Genomic DNA, 18,070 nt, shown 5'->3' with positions numbered 1-18,070 from the left:
GGCTCGACACCACCTCGAAGGATTCTCATGTCATCGGAACACATCGCATTCACGACCGCACTGTGGGACCAGCCACACACGCTGGCGCAGGCAGCGGTCAGCATCCGGGCGTCGCTCGATGCCGCGCAGCTCGCCCCGTGGCTGCCCGGCCAAACCGTGGCCATCATCTCGATGGGGGCCTCGAGCCACTCAGCCAATGCGTTGGTCACTGCGCTAACCGAGTGCGGCGTGCGTGCGGTGAACCTCACGGCATCCGACCTTTTCGACGCACCAAAGGGATTCGAACCCGGTGATCACTATGTGATCGTCTCCGAATCAGGTCGGAGTCCAGAACCGATCGATGTGGCCCGGCAGCTCGCCGTGGGCAACCGGATCGGCATCACCAACTTTCCGGGTGCGGCGATCTCCGAGGTCATCGATTCGGCAATCGGCTTGGGAGGATTCCCTGATTCGCCCGTCTACACCGTCGGCTACAATGCGACACTCATGGCGTATTCCGCTCTGCTGCGAGCGGTCGGGCATTCAGCTGCGGCGATCGACGAAGCTGCCGTACCTTCGATGGTCGCGGACGCGCTGGCCGGGTACGGGCAGAGCGCCGGCGACCTCGCCCTGCACTTCGCGGGAGTCGGCTCCGTCGATTGCGTGGGGCGCGGATACTCCTACACCTCGGCGGCACAGAGCGCTCTCGTCCTTCGGGAGGCGCTGCGTATTCCAACGGCCGCCTACGAGACCTTCCAATACCTGCACGGACCCATGGAAGCCGGCAAAGCGGGCACCGGGCTCGTCGTCTTCGGTGATGGTCGGGAACTGCCGATGATCGCGTCGCAGGTCGCGGCCGGAGTTAAAGTCCTCCTCGTGACTGCGGCCGACGACGCGGCGCTCAGCGCGATCGCACACGAGAACCTCAAGATCGTCCGGCTTCCCGACGGTGTCGAGAGATTCTCGCGAGCGATTGCCGAGATCGTGGTCGTCCAGTTGTTCGCTGAAGCTGCGGCCGCCGAACGCGGGCTCACCATTGAAGACTTCCTGTACTCGCAGAACGACACCAAGATCAAACTGCCCGTTCAGGCCTGAATCGAAGAGTGTGCCAGAGGGGAGTGAGCGGATGACGTCACCGAAACGTGTCATCTTCGATTGCGACGGGGTCCGTGTCGATAGCGAGGTGGTCGGCACACAGGTGGACCAACGGGTGCTGGCTGATCTGGGTTGGGAGCTGACCATCGACGAAATCGTCACGCGATTCGTGGGTGGAACCGACGAAAAATTCCAGCGAGCAAGTGAAGAATTCAGAGGGGAGCCGCTGCATTCGAAGATTCGACTCTCCCTCACCCTGACCGGGTTGATCGACCATTTAGATGGGCGCATCTTCAGCGCAGAGGACGTGGCAGAGGGGAAGCCGGACCCCGGGCTCTTTTTGCATGCGGCGATGACGATGGGGGTCACCCCAGCCCGCTGTGCGGTAGTTGAAGACGGTCAGCACGGCGTGCACGCTGCCCGTGCTGCTGGTATGCGTGTGCTCGGCTGACGCATTGGCGGGGTCCGAGACCACGATATTTTGTTCAATGAACGATCTACCGGGACTGATCAGCAGTATGTGAGGCCTGGCTAGGACGAGTTAGCGGGCCGCGATCACTCTCTGAAAGAACTCGATGCCACGCAGGAACGTTCCCACCCCGATGCGTTCGTTCATTGCATGCAACGTGCCGCGCTCGTCACGGCTCATCTCGAACGGGCTGAATCGGTAGACATGGTCGCTGATACGGGTGAAATGTCGGCTGTCGCTCGCCCCCAGCATCACGTAGGGCGTGACGATGGTTCCCGGGTAGGTTGCTTCGACGCTCTCCCGCACGAGATCCCAGGCCGGCCCCGTGGTCGGCGACACGTTTGATGGCTCATTCGGATGCTCGATGGAAATCTCGACCAGCGGGTCGCGTACGGATCGTCGAATGTGGTGCAGCGTTGCGGCCACCGTCGACCCCTGGGCAATCCGCACATTCACGACGGCTTTCGCTTGCTCGGGCAGCGCGTTCGCAGCCTGCGCCCCCGAGAGCTGTGTGACGGCTGTCGTGGTGCGTACCATCGCACTGGTCTCATCGCTCAATCGTCCGAACAGGGCGCCGAGTGGCAGCCGGAACGCGCGGGCATGCATGAAAATGAAACGCAGCGGGCCGCTCGAATGCGCCCCCAGCGTGTGGATCATTTCAAAGTTCGTGTCGGTGAATCGTGCGGGAAACCGGTTGGAATTCACGCGCGTGATTGCACGTGCAAGTCGCACCGTCGCCGTCATCCGTGGGGGAGTGGAGGCGTGGCCACCCGACTGGTTCACCGTGAGCAGCACACTGGTGATGCCCTTCTCGCTCACACCGACAACTGCGATGGGAGCTTTCACTCCTGGAAATATGCCCGTGACGACAGCGCCGCCCTCATCGATGACAAGTGCGGGGCGGATGCCGCGGGCCTGGAGCAGGTCGACGATGGCGCAGGCGCCCTGGCCCGTCGTCTCCTCGTTGTGACCGAAGCTCAAATAGATGTCGTGGGCGGGCTGAAAACCGGCGGCGACCATCGATTCGACGGCCTCGAGGATTGCGACGAGTGCGCCCTTATCATCGAGTGTTCCCCGACCCCAAATCTGTTTCTCGTTGCCGTCGTCGACGAGCTCGGCGGCGAACGGCGGATGTGTCCAGCCGTCGTCGGTCGCCGGAACCACGTCATAGTGGGCCATCAGAACCGTGGGGTTCTCGGCGGTCGCGCCCGGCCACCGGTAGAGCAGCGAGTGGCCGGCGACGAGTTCTCGTTCGAGAACCTCATGGCTGGCCGGATAGTGGTCGCAGAGCGCCGCAATAAAGCTGTCGAACTGGGCCCAGTCGGTGTCGCTCTCATCGAGGCGCGACATCGTGGGAATGCGAAGGAGCGCCTGGAATCGGGACACGGCCTGCGCGTCGTCGAGCGTCCAGGCGACAGCGGGTCGCTGGGCGTGTGGGTTCATGCGCGGTTGTTCTTCAGCTCGAACACACGCAACAGCTCTTCGACGGCGTTCTCGCGTTCGTCGCCGCCGGCCTCGAACATGTGGGTCACGTGCGTGCGCAGGTGATTCTCGACCAGAAGCTTGTTGAGCGAACCCAGCGACTTCGAAATGGCCAGCGACTGGGTGATGATGTCGACGCAGTAGTCCTCGTTCTCGATCATCTTCTCGAGGCCCCGCATCTGGCCTTCCAGAATCCGTGTGCGGTGCAGGGCACGACGTTTGATGTCTTCGATCATGGCCTTAGCGTACTGCTCGGTCAGTCAAACCAGCTCGTGCCCGATCTGCCGGTATGCGGGCGCTGCCGAAGCTAGGCTGGCCGGATGCGCCGACTGCCTCACCTCCTGGTTCTGACAGCCCTCGCGGGACTCAGCCTGACCGCACTGGCGCTCACCGCGCCCTCGCTCGCCGTGGCTGACACAGCTCGGGCCGACACAGGACGGGCCGACACCGCACGGGCCGAGACAGCACGAACCGGCGCATCCTCACCGCTCGTTCGTCCGCTCGGCGGCACCGCTGACTTCAGTTTCGATTCCTGGACCTCAGACCTGCGGCTGGGCCTCACACCGGAGGGTCATTCGCAGCTCACCACCACCGAGACGATCGTCGCCCGCTTCCCCGAAATCGACCAGAACCGCGGCATCCGTCGGGCAATCCCGACCGACTATGACGGCCACACGACAGACCTCACGATACAGAGCGTCACCGACGAGTCGGGCACGCCGCGCAGCTTCAGCCAGGAGACCAGCTCCGATGACAGCGGAGACTACCGTGAGCTCACCATCGCCGGCGATAACTACGTGCACGGTGCGCAGACCTACGTCATCACCTTCAGCCAGACCAACGTGACCCTGCAACCAAACGACGCGACCGATCAGGAGTTCTTCTGGGAGATCAACGGCACCGGCTGGGCTCAGCCCTTCGGCAGCGTGACGGCACACCTCACGCTCGACCCGGCGATTGCGCCGATGTTCACGGGCGAGGTGCGCTGTCTGCAGGGTGCCGCGTCGTCCACCGTGGTTTGCGCCGAACCGAAGGTCTCAACGGATGCCACCGGCACGCAGATCTCGGCCGTCGCGCACGACCTTGCGCCCCATGAAGGCCTGGCGATTGTGGTCGGCTTCGCGCCGGGCACCTTTGTTCCGCGGGACACGTCGTTCACCGCGAACGTGTTCCCGAGCATCGGACTGGCCGGCGCGCTCGCCGCAGTGATCGCTCTCGGGCTCGCAGTGGTACTGCGGACCACGCGCTGGCGGAACGCGTCGGGCAGGCCGACCATCATCGCGGAGTATCTTCCGCCGAAGGGTGTGAACCTGCTCACCGCGGCAGAGGTGACGGGAACGAGCAAGCGCGTGATCCCGTCTCTGATCCTGAGTTTCGCCGTGCGCGGAAACCTGCGCCTGCTCGATGCCGACGGAAAGAAGAAGAACCAGTACCTCATCGAACTTGTGCACGCCGACGGGCTTGATGCGACGGAACTGTCCGTGCTGACCGCTTTCTTTCCCGGATTGCCGCCAGGCGACACTCGAAACCTGGCGACGACTGACTCGAAGTTGGCACGGGCACTTCAGAAGCTCATCGCCGCTTCGAGGACGCAGGTCGTGAACGACGGACTGCGCGTGACTCCCGGCGGCGCCGAGCGCGGGTGGCTGATCGCACTCGGCGTTGTCGCGCTCGTGTTCTCTGGCGGGGGCAGTCTCGCGGCACTGTCCGACGGCATCGGTGGCCTGATTCCGTTCGGCACCCTGGTGGTTGGAATGGGAGCCGCCATCGCGGCGCTGATCGCGGTCTCCTCCGTGCGCCCCCTCACCCCGGCCGGCGCCGAGCTTCGCGACTATCTCGCCGGTCTCCGGCTGTACATCGAGTTGGCTGAGGCTGATCGGTTGCGGTTCTTGCAGAGCCCGGGGGGAGCGGAACGCACGGCGGTCGAGGAGGGGAACCGCCCCCTGCAGGTGTTGAAACTGTACGAACGCGTTGTGCCGTATGCGGAGCTCTTCGGTCTCGAAAAGGAATGGTCGGCCGTGCTCGGGGACTACTACTCCCGAAGCGACACCGAGCCGGACTGGTACCGGGGGTCGTCAGCCTTCAACGCGCTCGCCTTCGGCTCGGCCATCGGCTCACTCTCGGGCGCGTCGAGTTCGGCCTGGTCCGGCACCGCGTCAAGCTCGTCGAGTTCCGGGTTCGGCGGCGGTGCATCCGTCGGTGGCGGTGGTGGCGGTGGTGGTGGCGGGGGCGTGTAGCACTGTTCACGCGGTCGTTCGTCGGGCGGGGCCTCGGTAGGCTTAGGGGATGCGCGCAGACAAACGTCCCCTGGGAACGCCGGTCGAACCAACGTTCAGCCGTTTGGCACTCGCTCCGGGGCTGCTGGGTGCCATCGCTCTGATGGCCGGGCTTGCGCTTCTCGACGTCGACAGTTTCATCATCGTCCGTTACGTCGTCAGTATTCTGGCCGTCATCATCTGCGTCTTCGTGATTCAGGCGAAAAGCTGGGGCTGGCTGGTCGGGTTGGTGCCGATCGCACTGATCTGGAACCCGGTCTTCGTGATCGAGCTGCACGGTCAGGGCTGGGTGTCACTTCAGTTCATCGCCGCGCTGTATTTCATTATCGTCGGGATTCGAACGAAAGTTCCGGTGCGCCAGGACTAATCGACGGCGTACACTGGTACGGCGCCTGGAGAATCCGGTCACCGTCTCGACCGTGAGACTGAACGACAACGTTTTCACCGTTGTCGGGCAATCATCACGATGCTCGATTCAGGGTTTGGCGTCTCGTTCGATCCAGCAGCAGTGGTCCAGCAGCACTGCACACTGACATCGACGAGTTTGGTTCTTATGGAGCCACAGGCGGCAAGCGGCACCACCAGGGTGTCGCACCCGCCGTGGCATCCGTGAAGTGGAGAAGAATGCCATATACCCGCCAGCAGTCGAGCGGCTCGCCTCGCCGCGCCCCTCGCGCAGACAGCGGTCGCAGTCGGCAGCGCCCGCGCTCGCGTGACGACGACGCGCCGATCATCCCGATTCTCGCCCGCAAGGTGCGCGAGGTCGAGGCGAAGGCGCAAACTGGCGGCAAGCTCGGACCCACGAACCGCATCAAGTATCAGGTCATCGCGCTTCTGATGCGCGAGGAACGCGCCCGGGTCAAAGGCGACACCGACGTGACCGATGCGAACCGGGCCGAACTGCTGAAACGCCTCGACGGGATTGCCCAGATTTTGGCCAAGACCGCGGCCCGCGACACCAGCCTGATCACGCTGCTGGAGCCCGATGCGTCGGTGTCGACCGTCGCGCAACGTTTTCGCCGTGACTGGCTGCTCGAATCCGGTGCGGACCTCAGCCCCGACGAGCTCATCATCACGCGCGAACCAGAGGCGAAACCCGAGCTGCCTGAGAACCAGGTGATCCCGCAATCGGTAAAGTCCCGCCAGCTGGCCAACCCCTTCTTGGCCCCCGACTTCAGCGCCGTTGCCGCGAAGCCGGTTGTCCCTGCGCGCCGCCTGGCGAACTGGGAGCTGCTCGGCCCTCTCTTCAAAGCCTTCGAATACGGTTCGGGAGGCCAGGCGGCCACCATGGAGTTGCCCGAGGCGCCGACCCTCGACCGATTGTCCCCGTCGGGCATGGAACTGATGCGCCACCAGGCCCGCTTCATCGAGAGCGCCCGTCTCGGCCACCGCAGCTACCTGCTGGCAGATGAGCCGGGTCTGGGCAAGACGGCTCAAAGCCTGCTCGCCGCATCCGTGTCAAACTCCTACCCCTTGTTAGCCATCGTCCCGAACGTCGTCAAGATGAACTGGGCCCGCGAAGTCGAATTGTGGACGCCGAACCGTCGTGCCACGGTCATTCACGGCGACGGTGACACTCTCGACGCGTTCGCCGATGTGGTCGTGGTCAATTACGATGTGCTCGACCGGCACCTCGCCTGGCTCGGAACCCTCGGGTTCAAGGGCATGGTCGTTGACGAGGCCCACTTCATTAAGAATCTGCAGTCGCAGCGTTCGAAGCATGTGCTGTCGTTGGCCGACCAGATCCGCCGCCGCACGCCCGGTGGAAACCCGCTGCTCATGGCTCTCACCGGTACGCCGCTGATCAATGATGTCGACGACTTCCGGGCGATCTGGCAGTTCCTCGGCTGGATCGACGGCGACAAGCCGGCACCCGTGCTGATGGCGAAACTTGAGGCGACGGGGCTGACCCCCGCAGACCTCGGCTTCTACGCCGAGGCGCGCGCCGCAGTGATCGACATGGGAATCGTGCGTCGGCGCAAGGTTGACGTCGCGGCAGATCTGCCGGCCAAGCGCATCGCCGACCTGCCCGTCGAACTCGACGACGACCTGGGCCGCTCAATCCGCCAGGCCGAACGTGAACTCGGTGCCCGCCTGGTCACGCGCTACAAGGCGCTTGTCGCCGCCAAGAGCACCGGTAAGAAGCTGATGGTGCCCGACGACGAGCAGCGCGAGCAGTTCATTCGTGCCGTCGCTCACGCCGAACTCGAGGAGTCGAAGGGCACCACGACGGGCGAGAACGTGTTCACCATGGTGCGCAAGATCGGTCAGGCGAAGGCCGGCCTCGCGGCGGATTACGCCGCCCAGCTGGCCCGCTCGGTGGGCAAGGTCGTCTTCTTCGCGAAGCACATCGACGTGATGGATCTCGCAGAAGAGACGTTCGCGAAGCGCGATCTGCGCACGGTTTCGCTGCGCGGAGACCAGAGCGCCCTGGCTCGCCAGGCTGCCATCGACGCGTTCAACAACGACCCTGAGGTCGCCGTCGCCGTCTGCTCGCTCACCGCGGCGGGTGTTGGCGTCAATCTGCAGGCCGCCTCGAACGTGGTGCTCGCCGAACTCAGCTGGACGGCGGCCGAGCAGACGCAGGCCATCGACCGCGTGCACCGAATCGGCCAGGAAGAGCCTGTGACGGCCTGGCGAATCATTGCTGCGCACACGATCGATGCGCGCATCGCCGAACTGATCGGCAGCAAGCAGGGGCTCGCAGCCCGCGCCCTCGATGGGTCGGAAGAACCGATCTCGTCGGCGGATTCGGTGCAGGCCAGTGCGCTGATCTACCTGCTCACGCAGGCACTCGACGGAGCGCTGTAGCCCACAGCAGAGGTGCCGGGCCGTTGCGGATTTGGGTCTGCGGGGCTCGGCACAGCATGATGTGTAGACGGTAATGGCGCCGTTCTTAGTTCACCCTCATCAAGGAGCGGCCACATGAAAATCGGTATCCTCACTAGCGGTGGAGACTGTCCCGGGCTCAACGCCGTCATCCGCGGCGCTGTGCTGAAGGGCGTCATCTCCCACGACGCCGAGTTCGTCGGCTTCCGGTGGGGGTGGAAGGGCGTCGTCGAAGGCGACATCATTCCGATCGAGCGGCACGATGTGCGCGGCCTGGCTCGCCAGGGCGGCACCATCCTCGGCTCGAGCCGCACCAACCCGTTCGAGGGCGAGGGGGGTGGGCCAGAGAACATTCAGCGGATGCTGGATACCAACGGCATCGACGCCATCATCGCGATCGGTGGCGAGGGAACGCTCACCGCCGCCCGCCGTCTGCACGACGAGGGCGGCATCAACGTCATCGGCGTGCCCAAGACGATCGACAACGACCTCGCCGCGACGGACTACTCGTTTGGATTCGACACGGCCGTCGAGATCGCCACCGAGGCGATCGACCGTTTGCGCACAACCGCAGACTCGCACGGTCGCTGCATGGTGCTCGAAGTGATGGGACGCCATGTCGGCTGGATCGCCCTGCACTCCGGTATGGCGGGCGGCGCTCACGCCATCCTCATCCCCGAACAGTCACAGACGATCGAGCAGATCTGCGAATGGGTCGAATCGGTGCGCGATCGTGGCCGCGCGCCGCTGGTCGTCGTCGCCGAGGGGTTCAAACTCGACGATATGGGGGAGGCGCACTCGCACAAGGGCCTCGACGCGTTCAACCGCCCGCGCCTCGGCGGCATCGCCGACGTTCTCGCGCCGATGATCGAGGAGCGCACGGGAATCGAATCACGCTCGACGGTGCTCGGCCACATTCAACGTGGTGGTGCTCCGTCGGCCTATGACCGTGTGCTCGCCACTCGGCTGGGCATGGCAGCGATCGAGGCCGTCTACGACCAGGCATGGGGGTCGATGGTCACCCTGCGTGGCACCGAGATCGAGACGGTATCGATCGCGGATGCCGTCGGCACCTTGAATCGGGTGCCACAGTCTCGCTACGACGAGGCACGCATCCTCTTCGGCTAACCAGACCGACGAAACGGGCTAGGCGAGCTTGGCCTGCACCTGGGCCAACGAGGGATTCGTCGCGCTCGAGCCGTCGGGGAAGAGGATTGTCGGAACCGTCTGGTTGCCGCCGTTGAGGCTCATCACCAGATCGGCTGTTCCGGCGACCTCTTCAATATTGACCTCGGTGTAGCCGATGCCGACGCGATCAAGCTGTGTCTTCAACCGTGTGCAGTAGCCGCACCACGTCGTGGTGAACATCGTGATCGTTCCTGATTCAGGCACATAATCCATACGACGAGCCTAACCGAGGAGTCCGACGCCCGGGCCCAAGCGAGGGTCGCCTCCGCAGCCTTGTCAGCATTTCCCAGCTTGACGTGGCTGCTGAAGCTACCCTTGAGATATGCCGTTGCCTCAAGTCTGCGTGAGTTATCTCATTCGAGACACCGGCGACGGTCGCAGCCAGGTGCTTCTCGGGCGCAAGAAGAAGGGGCTGGGCGAGGGAAACTTCGTCGGCCTCGGGGGAAAGCTCGAACCGGGCGAGAGTGCACTGGCCGCCGCGGTGCGTGAGACTGCCGAGGAGTCGGGCCTCGTGGTCGCGGAGTCCGATCTTCAGCCGCGCGGTCTCCTGACCTACCTTTTTCCCCACCGCGAGGCGTGGAGTCAGGAATCCAGCGTTTTCGTGTGCACAGCCTGGTCGGGCACGCCACGCGAATCAGACGAGTTGAACCCGGAATGGTTCGACCTCGAGGCGCTGCCGCTTGATGAAATGTGGGACGACGCACGGTACTGGCTGCCGGGAGTGCTCGCAGGAAAAGCCATAGTTGCCACCTTTACCTTTGGGGCGGACCTGGCAACTGTCCGAAGACACACCGTTCAAGTTGACCAGCTTGCTCGTGAGTGTCAGGATCGTACGGGTCCGATTTCCGGGTCCCGTTCAACGTCTGAATCCGCGGCTATTTCAGCCGATTCCAGCGGTTCCTAACGCAGAGAAAGACGCCGGTGGAACTCTCCCTCATCGTCGTGCTGGTCATTGTACTGGCACTTGTTTTCGACTTCACCAACGGATTCCATGACACCGCAAATGCGATGGCCACCCCCATCGCCACGGGGGCCATGCGGCCCAAGGTAGCCGTGACTGTGGCCGCAATCCTCAACCTGGTCGGTGCGTTTTTGTCCACTGAAGTGGCCAGGACCGTCTCGGGCGGATTGATCAAGGAGGGTCAAGGCGGAATCAACATCACCCCGGAGATGATCTTCGCGGGCCTGATCGGGGCCATCGTGTGGAACCTGATCACCTGGCTGCGCGGTCTTCCCTCGAGTTCCAGCCACGCTCTGTTCGGTGGCCTGATCGGTGCTGCAATCATCGGGGCCGGTTTCGGTTCCGTCGACTACGGAGTCGTGCTCTCGAAGGTGATCCTGCCCGCGATCATCGCCCCGGCAATCGCCGGGCTCGCCGCGTTTGCAGCTACCAAGCTCGCCTATGCGATCACACGCCGCCAGCTCGGCAAGCCAGACGGTCGCGGTGGGTTCCGCTACGGTCAGATCTTCTCGTCGTCGCTTGTCGCGCTCGCCCACGGAACCAACGACGCGCAGAAGACCATGGGCGTGATTACCCTCACACTCATCGCCGGTGGCTTCCAAGCCGTCGGCAGCGGCCCGGAGTTCTGGGTCATCGCGGCCTGTGCACTCGCGATCGCGATCGGCACCTATTCGGGCGGATGGCGCATCATCCGCACCATGGGCAGCGGACTGACGGAGGTCAAACCGGCCCAGGGCTTCGCAGCGGAGACGAGCACAGCCGCTGCCATTCTTGCCTCCAGCCACCTGGGTTTCGCGCTGTCCACAACTCAGGTTGCGTCCGGATCTGTGATCGGTTCCGGTCTGGGCCGTCGCGGATCAACCGTGCGCTGGGGCATGGCCGGCAAGATCGCCCTCGGCTGGGTGCTCACGCTTCCCGCCTCGGCGATCATGGGAGCGTTCGCTGCCGGACTCGCGCTGCTCGGCCCCATCGGCATCATCCTCGACACGGTGATCGGCGCCATCGTGATCGGTGGAATCTTCTGGTGGTCGCGCCGTCAGAATGTCTCGCACGACAACGCCGTGAATGTGAATGACATTGACGACGCCGGTCGAGTGGTCAAGATTCGTAAGACACCGCGTAAGCCCAATCGGCGTGATCGGAAAGAGGTCGCGCAGTGATCGAAGTGATGGCATTTCTCACGGTTGCGGTCGTGACGATCGTTGCCGCCAGCGTGACCGTGAGCCTGTTCTCGCTCGGCATCCGTCTGCTGACGACTGCGGGACGCATCCCCTCCGTCGACCCGGCCGAGTTCACCGGTGCGATCACGGTGCTCACGCCTGCTCGTGCGGCGAAAGAGGCCAAGCGTGCGCGTAAGGCCGCTGCGGCGAACCCGTTGACGGACCGACAGAAGCAGTTCGCTCTTGTGGGCGCCTACAGCTGCTTTGTGGTGTGTGCGGGAGCCGTGCTCTATGGCGTCTATCTGATTGTGCCTTTTCTGCACAAATAGGCGGGAACCGCAGGATGCCGGGTGGTGCAGAGCACACCCGGCATCCGTGTCGTGACGGTTTCGCTAGAGCGTCTGACGCGCGCGACCGATCCAGCTCATCAGGTGATAGATCACGATCGCGGCGATTGTGCCGAGTGCGATGCCGTTGAAGCTGAGCGTTCCCGCGTTGACCGTGAAATCGGCGACGCCGATGATCAGCGCGGTCGCTGCGGTGAACTGATTCACGGGGCGTGCGAAGTCGACCTTGTTGTCGAGCCAGATCTTCACGCCGATGATGCCGATGAGGCCGTACAACGCGGTGGTCACGCCACCGAGTACGCCGTTCGGAATCGTGTTGATCACGGCGCCGATTTTGGGGGAGAGGCCCAGAGCCACGGCAACGAATCCCGCGACCCAGTAGGCGGCCGTCGAGTAGATGCGCGTCGCGGCCATCACCCCGATGTTCTCGCCATAGGTCGTGGTGGCCGAACCGCCGCCGAGGCCGGCCAGCATGGTGGCCAGACCGTCTGCCATGAGTGCACGGCCGGTGACCGCGTTGACACTCGGGTCGGTCATCTGGGCGACGCCCTTGATGTGGCCGACGTTCTCGGCGATCAGCACGAGTACGACGGGCAGGAAGGCGGGTAGCACGCCGAGCACTGCGGCGGGGTTCTCGAACACGTTAGCCGGTGAGTTGAATTCGGGCAGTCCGATCCAGGCCGCATCCGCAATCGCGCTGAAGTTGACCTCACCGAGCAGGACGGCCGCACCATAGCCGACGACGACGCCGACGAAGATGGAGAGTCGGCCGAGGAGCCCGCGGAAGAGGACCGAGCAGAGGATCACGGCGAGCAAAGTGATGAGCGCGGTCAGCGGCGCCTTGTCAAAGTTGCTTTTTGCGGCCGGGGCCAGGTTGAAGCCGATCAGCGCGACGATGGCACCGGAGACGACCGGCGGCATGAGCGCGTTGATCCAGCCGGTTCCGGTCAGCTGCACGATCACGCCGACGACGGCCAGCATGGCGCCCACGACGACGATGCCGAAGAGCGCGCTTCCCATTCCGGCCGAGGCGGTGGCCGCGGTGATCGGCGCGATGAACGCGAACGATGAGCCCAGGTAGCTCGGAAGCCTATTCTTGGTGATCAGCAGGAAGAGAAGCGTGCCGATACCCGAGAAGAGCAGCGTGGTGCTCGGCGGGAAGTCGGTGAGGATCGGAACGAGGAATGTCGCTCCGAACATCGCCACGACGTGCTGGGCACCGATGACGATCGTCCGCGGCCACGTCAGCCGCTGCTGGGGCCCGACGACGTCGTGTGCTCCCACCGTTTTTCCGTCACCGTGCAATGTCCAGGGCAGCGCCATCGTTCCTCGTTCCTGTGAAAATGATCCTTGCCGATGGTAGTTGTAAAAAGACCGGGCCCTGGACCGGCGCTTTTACCTGTCGCTCGAGTGCAAGTCAAGCATTTATACTTATTCCTTGAGAATCCGCTGTTCTGGCTTCAGGAGAAAATCATTTCCAGCACACAGACCCCCACGCCCGCATCCTCATCGAACTCGGGTCTGAAGGCCCGATTCGACACCTACTTTGAGATCAGCACTCGCGGTTCGACCTGGGGGCGGGAATTCCGCGGTGGTCTGGTGACTTTTGTCACGATGGCATACATCGTCATTCTCAACCCACTCATCCTGGGGGGCTTCAGCGCCGACCAGGCTGCGGTCGACGTGGTCGGCAACTGGCTACCGAATGCGCAGGTCGCCGCGGTCACGGCGCTCACAGCCGGTGTGATGACGATCCTGTTCGGTGCCATTGCTCGCCTGCCGTTTGGCTTCGCGGCCGGCCTCGGCATCAACTCATTCCTCGCCGTGAGCGTCGTGCACCAGGTGACCTGGCCCGAGGCAATGGGCCTCGTCGTGATCAACGGCCTCATCATCGTGTTGCTAGCCTCGACCGGCCTCCGTGCGATGATCTTCACCGCTGTTCCGCAGCAACTCAAGATCGCGATTACCGTGGGCATCGGAATGTTCATCGCGTTCATCGGCCTGGTCGACTCCGGCTTCGTGCGTGCCACCGGTGCCAACTCGCCGCCGGTTCAGCTTGGCGACAACGGTTCGGTTGTCAGCTTGCCCACCGCCACGTTTGTTCTCGGCCTCATCATCATCGGCGTGCTGATGGCACGCAAGGTCAAGGCCGCATTGCTGATCGGAATCGTGACGACCACGATCGTCGCCGTCATCCTCGAAGCCATCTTCACGGTGGGGCCGTCGCTGGGTACGAACCCCGACGGCTGGAACCTCAACGCTCCCGTGCTGCCCAACCAGATCGTGTCGCTGCCTGACCTCAGCCTGGTCGGACAAGTGAGCTTCGGTGCGTTCGAACGGATCGGCGTGCTCGCAGCGGTCATGCTTGTCTTCACTCTCGTCTTCACCAACTTCTTCGATGCCATGGGCACCATGACCGGACTCGCCAACGAGTCGGGTTTGGCCGACAAAAACGGCAACTTCCCGCGACTGAAGTCCGCTCTGATCGTCGAGGGTGTGGGGGCTGTGGCCGGTGGGGCAGCCTCAGCGTCGTCCAACACTGTCTTTGTGGAGTCGGCCGCCGGAATCGGCGACGGGGCGCGCACCGGTTTCGCCAACATCATCACGGGTGTGCTGTTCCTCGGGGCGATGTTCTTCACGCCGTTGACTCAGATCGTGCCGCTGGAGGTCGCCGGTGCGGCCCTGGTTATCGTAGGAGCGCTCATGGTGTCGCAGATCCGCTTCATCGATTTCAGCGAGTTTTCGATCGTGCTGCCGGTGTTCCTCACCATCGTGATCATGCCGCTCACCTACTCGATCGCCAACGGCATCGGTGCGGGCTTCGTCAGCTATGTGCTCGTGCGTTCGCTCTCCGGCAAGGCCTCGGGGATCAGCCCGCTGCTCTGGGTCGTCGCTGCAGGCTTCCTGGTCTTCTTCGTGCGCGGACCGATCGAAGGATGGATCGGCGGATAGCTCCAAGGCACAACGAAACGCCCGTCCCGATCGGGGACGGGCGTTTCCTCTGCTCGCGAGTGTGGATCAGATCGCGACGTCTCCGCAGAGGTGCACGATGACGCCGAGTTCGGCGAAGAGCGCAGCCTTGGCAAGAAGGGCCTTGTCTGCGGTCTGTGCATCGGGGGCGTAGACGACCTGGGCGTGGTTCGCCTTGTGGCGGGCCATCAGTTGATCGCGGGACACGCCGTCAAGAACCGCGTGCATGATGGGCCATTGCGGGTCTGTCGCGTCGAGGCGGCGCTGCGTCTCTTCGGCGGGGAGGTCTGCGACGTGGCCGCGGCCGAGGTCGACGTGCAGCACGCCGTCCATGATGAACACACGCGACCACACGATCTCGCCCGGCTTGGAGACGCCACTGAGGGTTCCGCCGCCCTTCGGGAAGAACATGGGTGGCTGACGCATGCTGTAACTCTTGTCGTAGCCGCCGTTGTGGGAGGCCGGCACCGAACCGGAGATCTCAAACACCCAGACGAATTCGCCGTCGTATTCTTCACCCCAGCGAATGTCATGCAGTGTGTTGGCCGGGTCGAGACCCATCGCAGTCCACACGCGGTTCGTGATGAGTGCGTCAACTGCGACCCCCTCGTCGACCTCGTTGAAATGCGGCAGTGCAACCCCGGCGTAGAGCTCGCGCGATCCATCGCGGGAGAAAACCGGCGGGCGTTCGACGTTGTTGAGCAAGCCCTCGACCAGGTCGCTCGCCGGAACGAGGTCCTTGAGACCCTGCTGGTACTGGATGCCGACGGCGTCGAGTCCGTAGTCGTCGGAGATGCGGACGGCGGCCACATACATCTTGAGCTGGCTGTGCACCTGCGCTTCGGTGAGTTCCGTTGCCTCGTCGACGCCGAAGTGGAAGGTGAGGCCGGCCGCGTCGAGCCACGCCTTGACCGCATGGGCCTCGGCGTCGCTCACCTGCAGCATCTCGGCGTAGAGGGCGCTCTGTGACAGGCGCTCCTTGTAGATGCCGAGGGGGTTCAAGAGCTCGTCGTCGATGATGGCGTTGTACATGCCCATGCAGCCCTCGTCGAAGATGCCGATGATGGCCTTGTCGGCCTTCAGCTGACGAGCCAGGCTGATGCCGAGTTCAACCTCGGGGCTGGCCGGGTCGAGGGCGGGAAGGTCGCGCACGTGACTCTGGTCGTGCGTGATCGTGCCGGTCTGAAGCCAGGTGTTGAGGTTGTCGCGTGCCCAGGTATCGGTGAAGTCTTTGCTCCACAGGGCCGAGTATTTCACCCCGGCCTTGGTCAGGCTCCCGGTCAGATTGAGCAGTCCGACGAGCCCCGGGAAGTCACCGGCCCAGTTGGCGACGATGAGGATCGGGCCGCGGTGGCTGCGCAGGCCGGCCAGTACGTGATGGCTGTACTGCCAGACCGCCTCGACGACGACGAGGGGAACATCCAGGGGGATGTCTTTGAACACCTCGATGCCGTGACGCTGGCTGTCGATGAAGCCGTGACCCTTGACCGGGTCGGGGGCATGTCCGCGCACAACCTCCCAGCCGAGGTCATTCACGGCCGACGTGAATTCTGCTTCCAACTTCACCTGGGTGGGCCAGCACTTCTCGTTGGCGCTGGGGCGCAGGTCGCCGCTCGAGACAGTGAATACGGTGCGTGGGGGTGCAGCCACGACAGCACGGGGCGAGGGAAGGGTGTAACTGGTCATACGACGGGTCCTTTTCTGGGGGGTGACGCGGTATACGGGTACTACCGTGAGTTCACGGACGGCTCAGTCGCTCCTGGCGGGCGGCGAGTGCATGCGATATCTGGCTGGTGGCGGGATAGAGGCTGCGGTAGAGCGCGTAAAGCTCGTCATAGTCTGCCGCCAGTGACGCGTCGGGCTGACGAATCTCAGCCGGCGGATTCCACAGGTCGATGTCCGCGGCGGTGACAGCGCTTGCGGCCAGGAAGGCGGCGCCGAAGCTCGCGCCGATGGTCGTGGTTGGGATGATCTGAGGCAGGCCGGTGACGTCGCTGACGATCTGGGTCCACAACGAGCCCTGTGTGCCACCGCCGACGGCCACGATCCGTTCGATCACGCCGCCGGCCGCGCGAATGGCCTCAATGTTGTGTCGAACGCCCAGCGCCGTCGCTTCGAGTGCCGCGCGGTAAAGGTCGCCTGCGGTATGTTCGACGGTCAGCCCCGCGATGATGCCGCGGGCGTGCGGATCGTCGATCGGGGTGCGCTCTCCCGCGAAATACGGCAGCATGAGGAGTCCGCGGGCTCCCGGCCCCGATGCGGCCGCACGCGCCAGAAGTTCGGGGTAGTCGGCGGCGTTGAAGAGCTCCTTGAGCCATCCGGTGATCGCGCCCGACGTGGCCATCCCGCCCGCAAGATTGTAGGTGTGAGGGAAGGCGCCGACGGTGCCCCACAGGCCGGCGGAGGTCAACGGTTCGGGCACCGTATTGATGAGGAACATCGTGGTCCCGTACATGAGCATCAGGTCGCCGGCATTCTGGGCACCCACACTGACTGCTTCGGTCCAGGCGTCGATCGTGCCGGCGATGACGGGGATCCCCAAGGGCAACCCGGTCACGGTGGCCGCGTTCCGGTTGATCTGACCCGCGATGTCTCCCGGCCAGCAGAGCCGCGGGAGTTCAATCTCGCCGATGATCGACGCGGCCCAGTCCTCATTCCAAGCGTGGCTGACCGGGTCATAGAGCGGTGTGCACTGGCTCGCGGAATGATGATCGAGTAGATACTCACCCGTCAGCTTCCAGACGAGCCACGAGCTCGGCATGAACAGGTGGCGGGCTTCGGTGAAGAGGTGCGGCTCGTTTTCGGCGAGCCAGGCGAGTTTCGGTCCGACCGACTGAGTAGACAGAGCGGATCCGGTGCGTTCCCGAATGATCGCGTCCCCGCCGAGGTCGCGGCTCAGCGACTCGATCTGCGAGACCGACCTGCTGTCAACGCCGTACAGGATCGCGGGACGGAGCGGAGTCCCGGTGGCATCCGCGATGAGAACACACGGCCCCATGCCGCTGACACCGACCGCGACGATGTCGATGCCGTCGGCCGCCGCCGCTGTGACCAACTCTCGAGAGATCGCGACGAATTCGCTCCACCACAGTGCGGCGTCCATTTCGACATAGCCGGGACGGGGACGCGACGGGTCATGCGCGCGTGTCGCTTGTGCACGGACCGTGCCCTCAAGGTCGACGAGTACGCCCTTGCTGCTTGACGTGCCGATATCGACACCTATGACTGCTGCGACGCTCATACTGACAGGGTCGCAGAAATCGATTTCAAGGTCAACCGAGCCGGGTCCAATTCGCGTCTCCTCTAGAGGCCGG

Annotated in this window: 16 protein-coding genes; 10 read left to right on the top strand and 6 right to left on the bottom strand. The window is 64.0% G+C overall.

All coding sequences use genetic code 11. The features are described 5' to 3' along the window. Nucleotides 1-27: 27 nt before the first annotated feature. Nucleotides 28-1,074 carry an SIS domain-containing protein gene (locus HNR05_RS08840; protein ID WP_179578678.1) on the top strand — a complete coding sequence of 349 codons (1,047 nt, stop codon included), beginning with the start codon at nt 28-30 and terminating at the stop codon, nt 1,072-1,074. A 31-nt stretch (nt 1,075-1,105) separates the two neighbouring features. Further along, the gene (locus HNR05_RS08835; protein WP_218868852.1) at nt 1,106-1,525 is read left to right on the top strand and encodes an HAD-IA family hydrolase; all 420 of its coding nucleotides are present in this window, start codon (nt 1,106-1,108) and stop codon (nt 1,523-1,525) included. 90 nt (nt 1,526-1,615) lie between these two features. Here HNR05_RS08835 and HNR05_RS08830 read toward each other — a convergent pair whose 3' ends face one another. Together HNR05_RS08830 and HNR05_RS08825 are read right to left on the bottom strand one after the other, a co-directional pair. Then, entirely contained in the window at nt 1,616-2,986 is a 1,371-nt protein-coding gene (locus tag HNR05_RS08830; RefSeq protein WP_179578677.1) for a M20/M25/M40 family metallo-hydrolase, read from the bottom strand. Beyond that, nucleotides 2,983-3,261 (bottom strand): metal-sensitive transcriptional regulator, encoded by a 279-nt coding sequence (locus tag HNR05_RS08825; protein WP_179578676.1) that lies wholly within the window; start codon nt 3,259-3,261, stop codon nt 2,983-2,985. The genes HNR05_RS08830 and HNR05_RS08825 overlap by 4 nt, the downstream gene beginning before the upstream one ends. Before the next feature lie 84 nt (nt 3,262-3,345). Here HNR05_RS08825 and HNR05_RS08820 point away from each other — a divergent pair, with 84 nt between their 5' ends. From HNR05_RS08820 to HNR05_RS08805, 4 genes are all read left to right on the top strand, one after another. Continuing rightward, on the top strand, nt 3,346-5,262 hold the full coding sequence (locus tag HNR05_RS08820) for a DUF2207 domain-containing protein (protein ID WP_179578675.1): 1,917 nt from the start codon (nt 3,346-3,348) through the stop codon (nt 5,260-5,262). Nucleotides 5,263-5,311: 49 nt separating this feature from the next. Continuing rightward, nucleotides 5,312-5,668 carry a DUF6804 family protein gene (locus HNR05_RS08815; protein WP_179578674.1) on the top strand — a complete coding sequence of 119 codons (357 nt, stop codon included), beginning with the start codon at nt 5,312-5,314 and terminating at the stop codon, nt 5,666-5,668. A gap of 257 nt (nt 5,669-5,925) precedes the next feature. Continuing rightward, a complete protein-coding gene (locus tag HNR05_RS08810; RefSeq protein WP_179578673.1) occupies nt 5,926-8,112 on the top strand; it encodes a DEAD/DEAH box helicase in 2,187 nt (728 codons plus the stop codon). Nucleotides 8,113-8,226: 114 nt separating this feature from the next. Next, the gene (locus HNR05_RS08805; protein ID WP_179578672.1) at nt 8,227-9,258 is read left to right on the top strand and encodes a 6-phosphofructokinase; all 1,032 of its coding nucleotides are present in this window, start codon (nt 8,227-8,229) and stop codon (nt 9,256-9,258) included. Between the two features lie 18 nt (nt 9,259-9,276). On the opposite strand, the gene HNR05_RS08800 is transcribed toward HNR05_RS08805, so the two are convergent. Continuing rightward, the gene (locus HNR05_RS08800) at nt 9,277-9,531 is read right to left on the bottom strand and encodes a mycoredoxin (RefSeq protein WP_179578671.1); all 255 of its coding nucleotides are present in this window, start codon (nt 9,529-9,531) and stop codon (nt 9,277-9,279) included. Between the two features lie 130 nt (nt 9,532-9,661). On the opposite strand from HNR05_RS08800, the gene HNR05_RS08795 reads away from it, so the two are divergent. Genes HNR05_RS08795 through HNR05_RS08785 form a run of 3 tightly spaced genes read left to right on the top strand, consistent with a single transcriptional unit; the run spans nt 9,662 to nt 11,768 of the window. Then, nucleotides 9,662-10,222 (top strand): NUDIX domain-containing protein, encoded by a 561-nt coding sequence (locus tag HNR05_RS08795; protein ID WP_179578670.1) that lies wholly within the window; start codon nt 9,662-9,664, stop codon nt 10,220-10,222. A gap of 17 nt (nt 10,223-10,239) precedes the next feature. Then, nucleotides 10,240-11,439, top strand: coding sequence for an inorganic phosphate transporter (locus tag HNR05_RS08790; RefSeq protein ID WP_179578669.1), 1,200 nt, complete (start codon nt 10,240-10,242; stop codon nt 11,437-11,439). Continuing rightward, nucleotides 11,436-11,768 (top strand): peptidase, encoded by a 333-nt coding sequence (locus HNR05_RS08785; protein WP_343062527.1) that lies wholly within the window; start codon nt 11,436-11,438, stop codon nt 11,766-11,768. Before HNR05_RS08790 ends, HNR05_RS08785 begins: the two co-directional genes overlap by 4 nt. A 63-nt stretch (nt 11,769-11,831) precedes the next feature. On the opposite strand, the gene HNR05_RS08780 is transcribed toward HNR05_RS08785, so the two are convergent. Then, nucleotides 11,832-13,109, bottom strand: coding sequence for a uracil-xanthine permease family protein (locus HNR05_RS08780; protein ID WP_179578668.1), 1,278 nt, complete (start codon nt 13,107-13,109; stop codon nt 11,832-11,834). A gap of 198 nt (nt 13,110-13,307) precedes the next feature. Here HNR05_RS08780 and HNR05_RS08775 point away from each other — a divergent pair, with 198 nt between their 5' ends. Further along, nucleotides 13,308-14,738: an NCS2 family permease gene (locus tag HNR05_RS08775; protein ID WP_281369876.1), complete on the top strand. Its 1,431-nt coding sequence runs from the start codon at nt 13,308-13,310 to the stop codon at nt 14,736-14,738. 66 nt (nt 14,739-14,804) lie between these two features. Here the strand turns inward: HNR05_RS08775 and HNR05_RS08770 are convergent, their stop codons facing one another. Together HNR05_RS08770 and HNR05_RS08765 are read right to left on the bottom strand one after the other, a co-directional pair. Then, entirely contained in the window at nt 14,805-16,442 is a 1,638-nt protein-coding gene (locus HNR05_RS08770; RefSeq protein ID WP_179578666.1) for a fucose isomerase, read from the bottom strand. A gap of 52 nt (nt 16,443-16,494) precedes the next feature. Beyond that, the gene (locus tag HNR05_RS08765; protein ID WP_179578665.1) at nt 16,495-17,997 is read right to left on the bottom strand and encodes an FGGY-family carbohydrate kinase; all 1,503 of its coding nucleotides are present in this window, start codon (nt 17,995-17,997) and stop codon (nt 16,495-16,497) included. Between the last annotated feature and the right edge of the window lie 73 nt (nt 17,998-18,070).

This window comes from Leifsonia psychrotolerans (assembly GCF_013410665.1).
Classification (GTDB): domain Bacteria; phylum Actinomycetota; class Actinomycetes; order Actinomycetales; family Microbacteriaceae; genus Cryobacterium; species Cryobacterium psychrotolerans_A.
The sequence above is the reverse complement of the archived record's forward strand: the minus strand, read 5'-3'. Positions and strand labels throughout refer to the sequence as shown.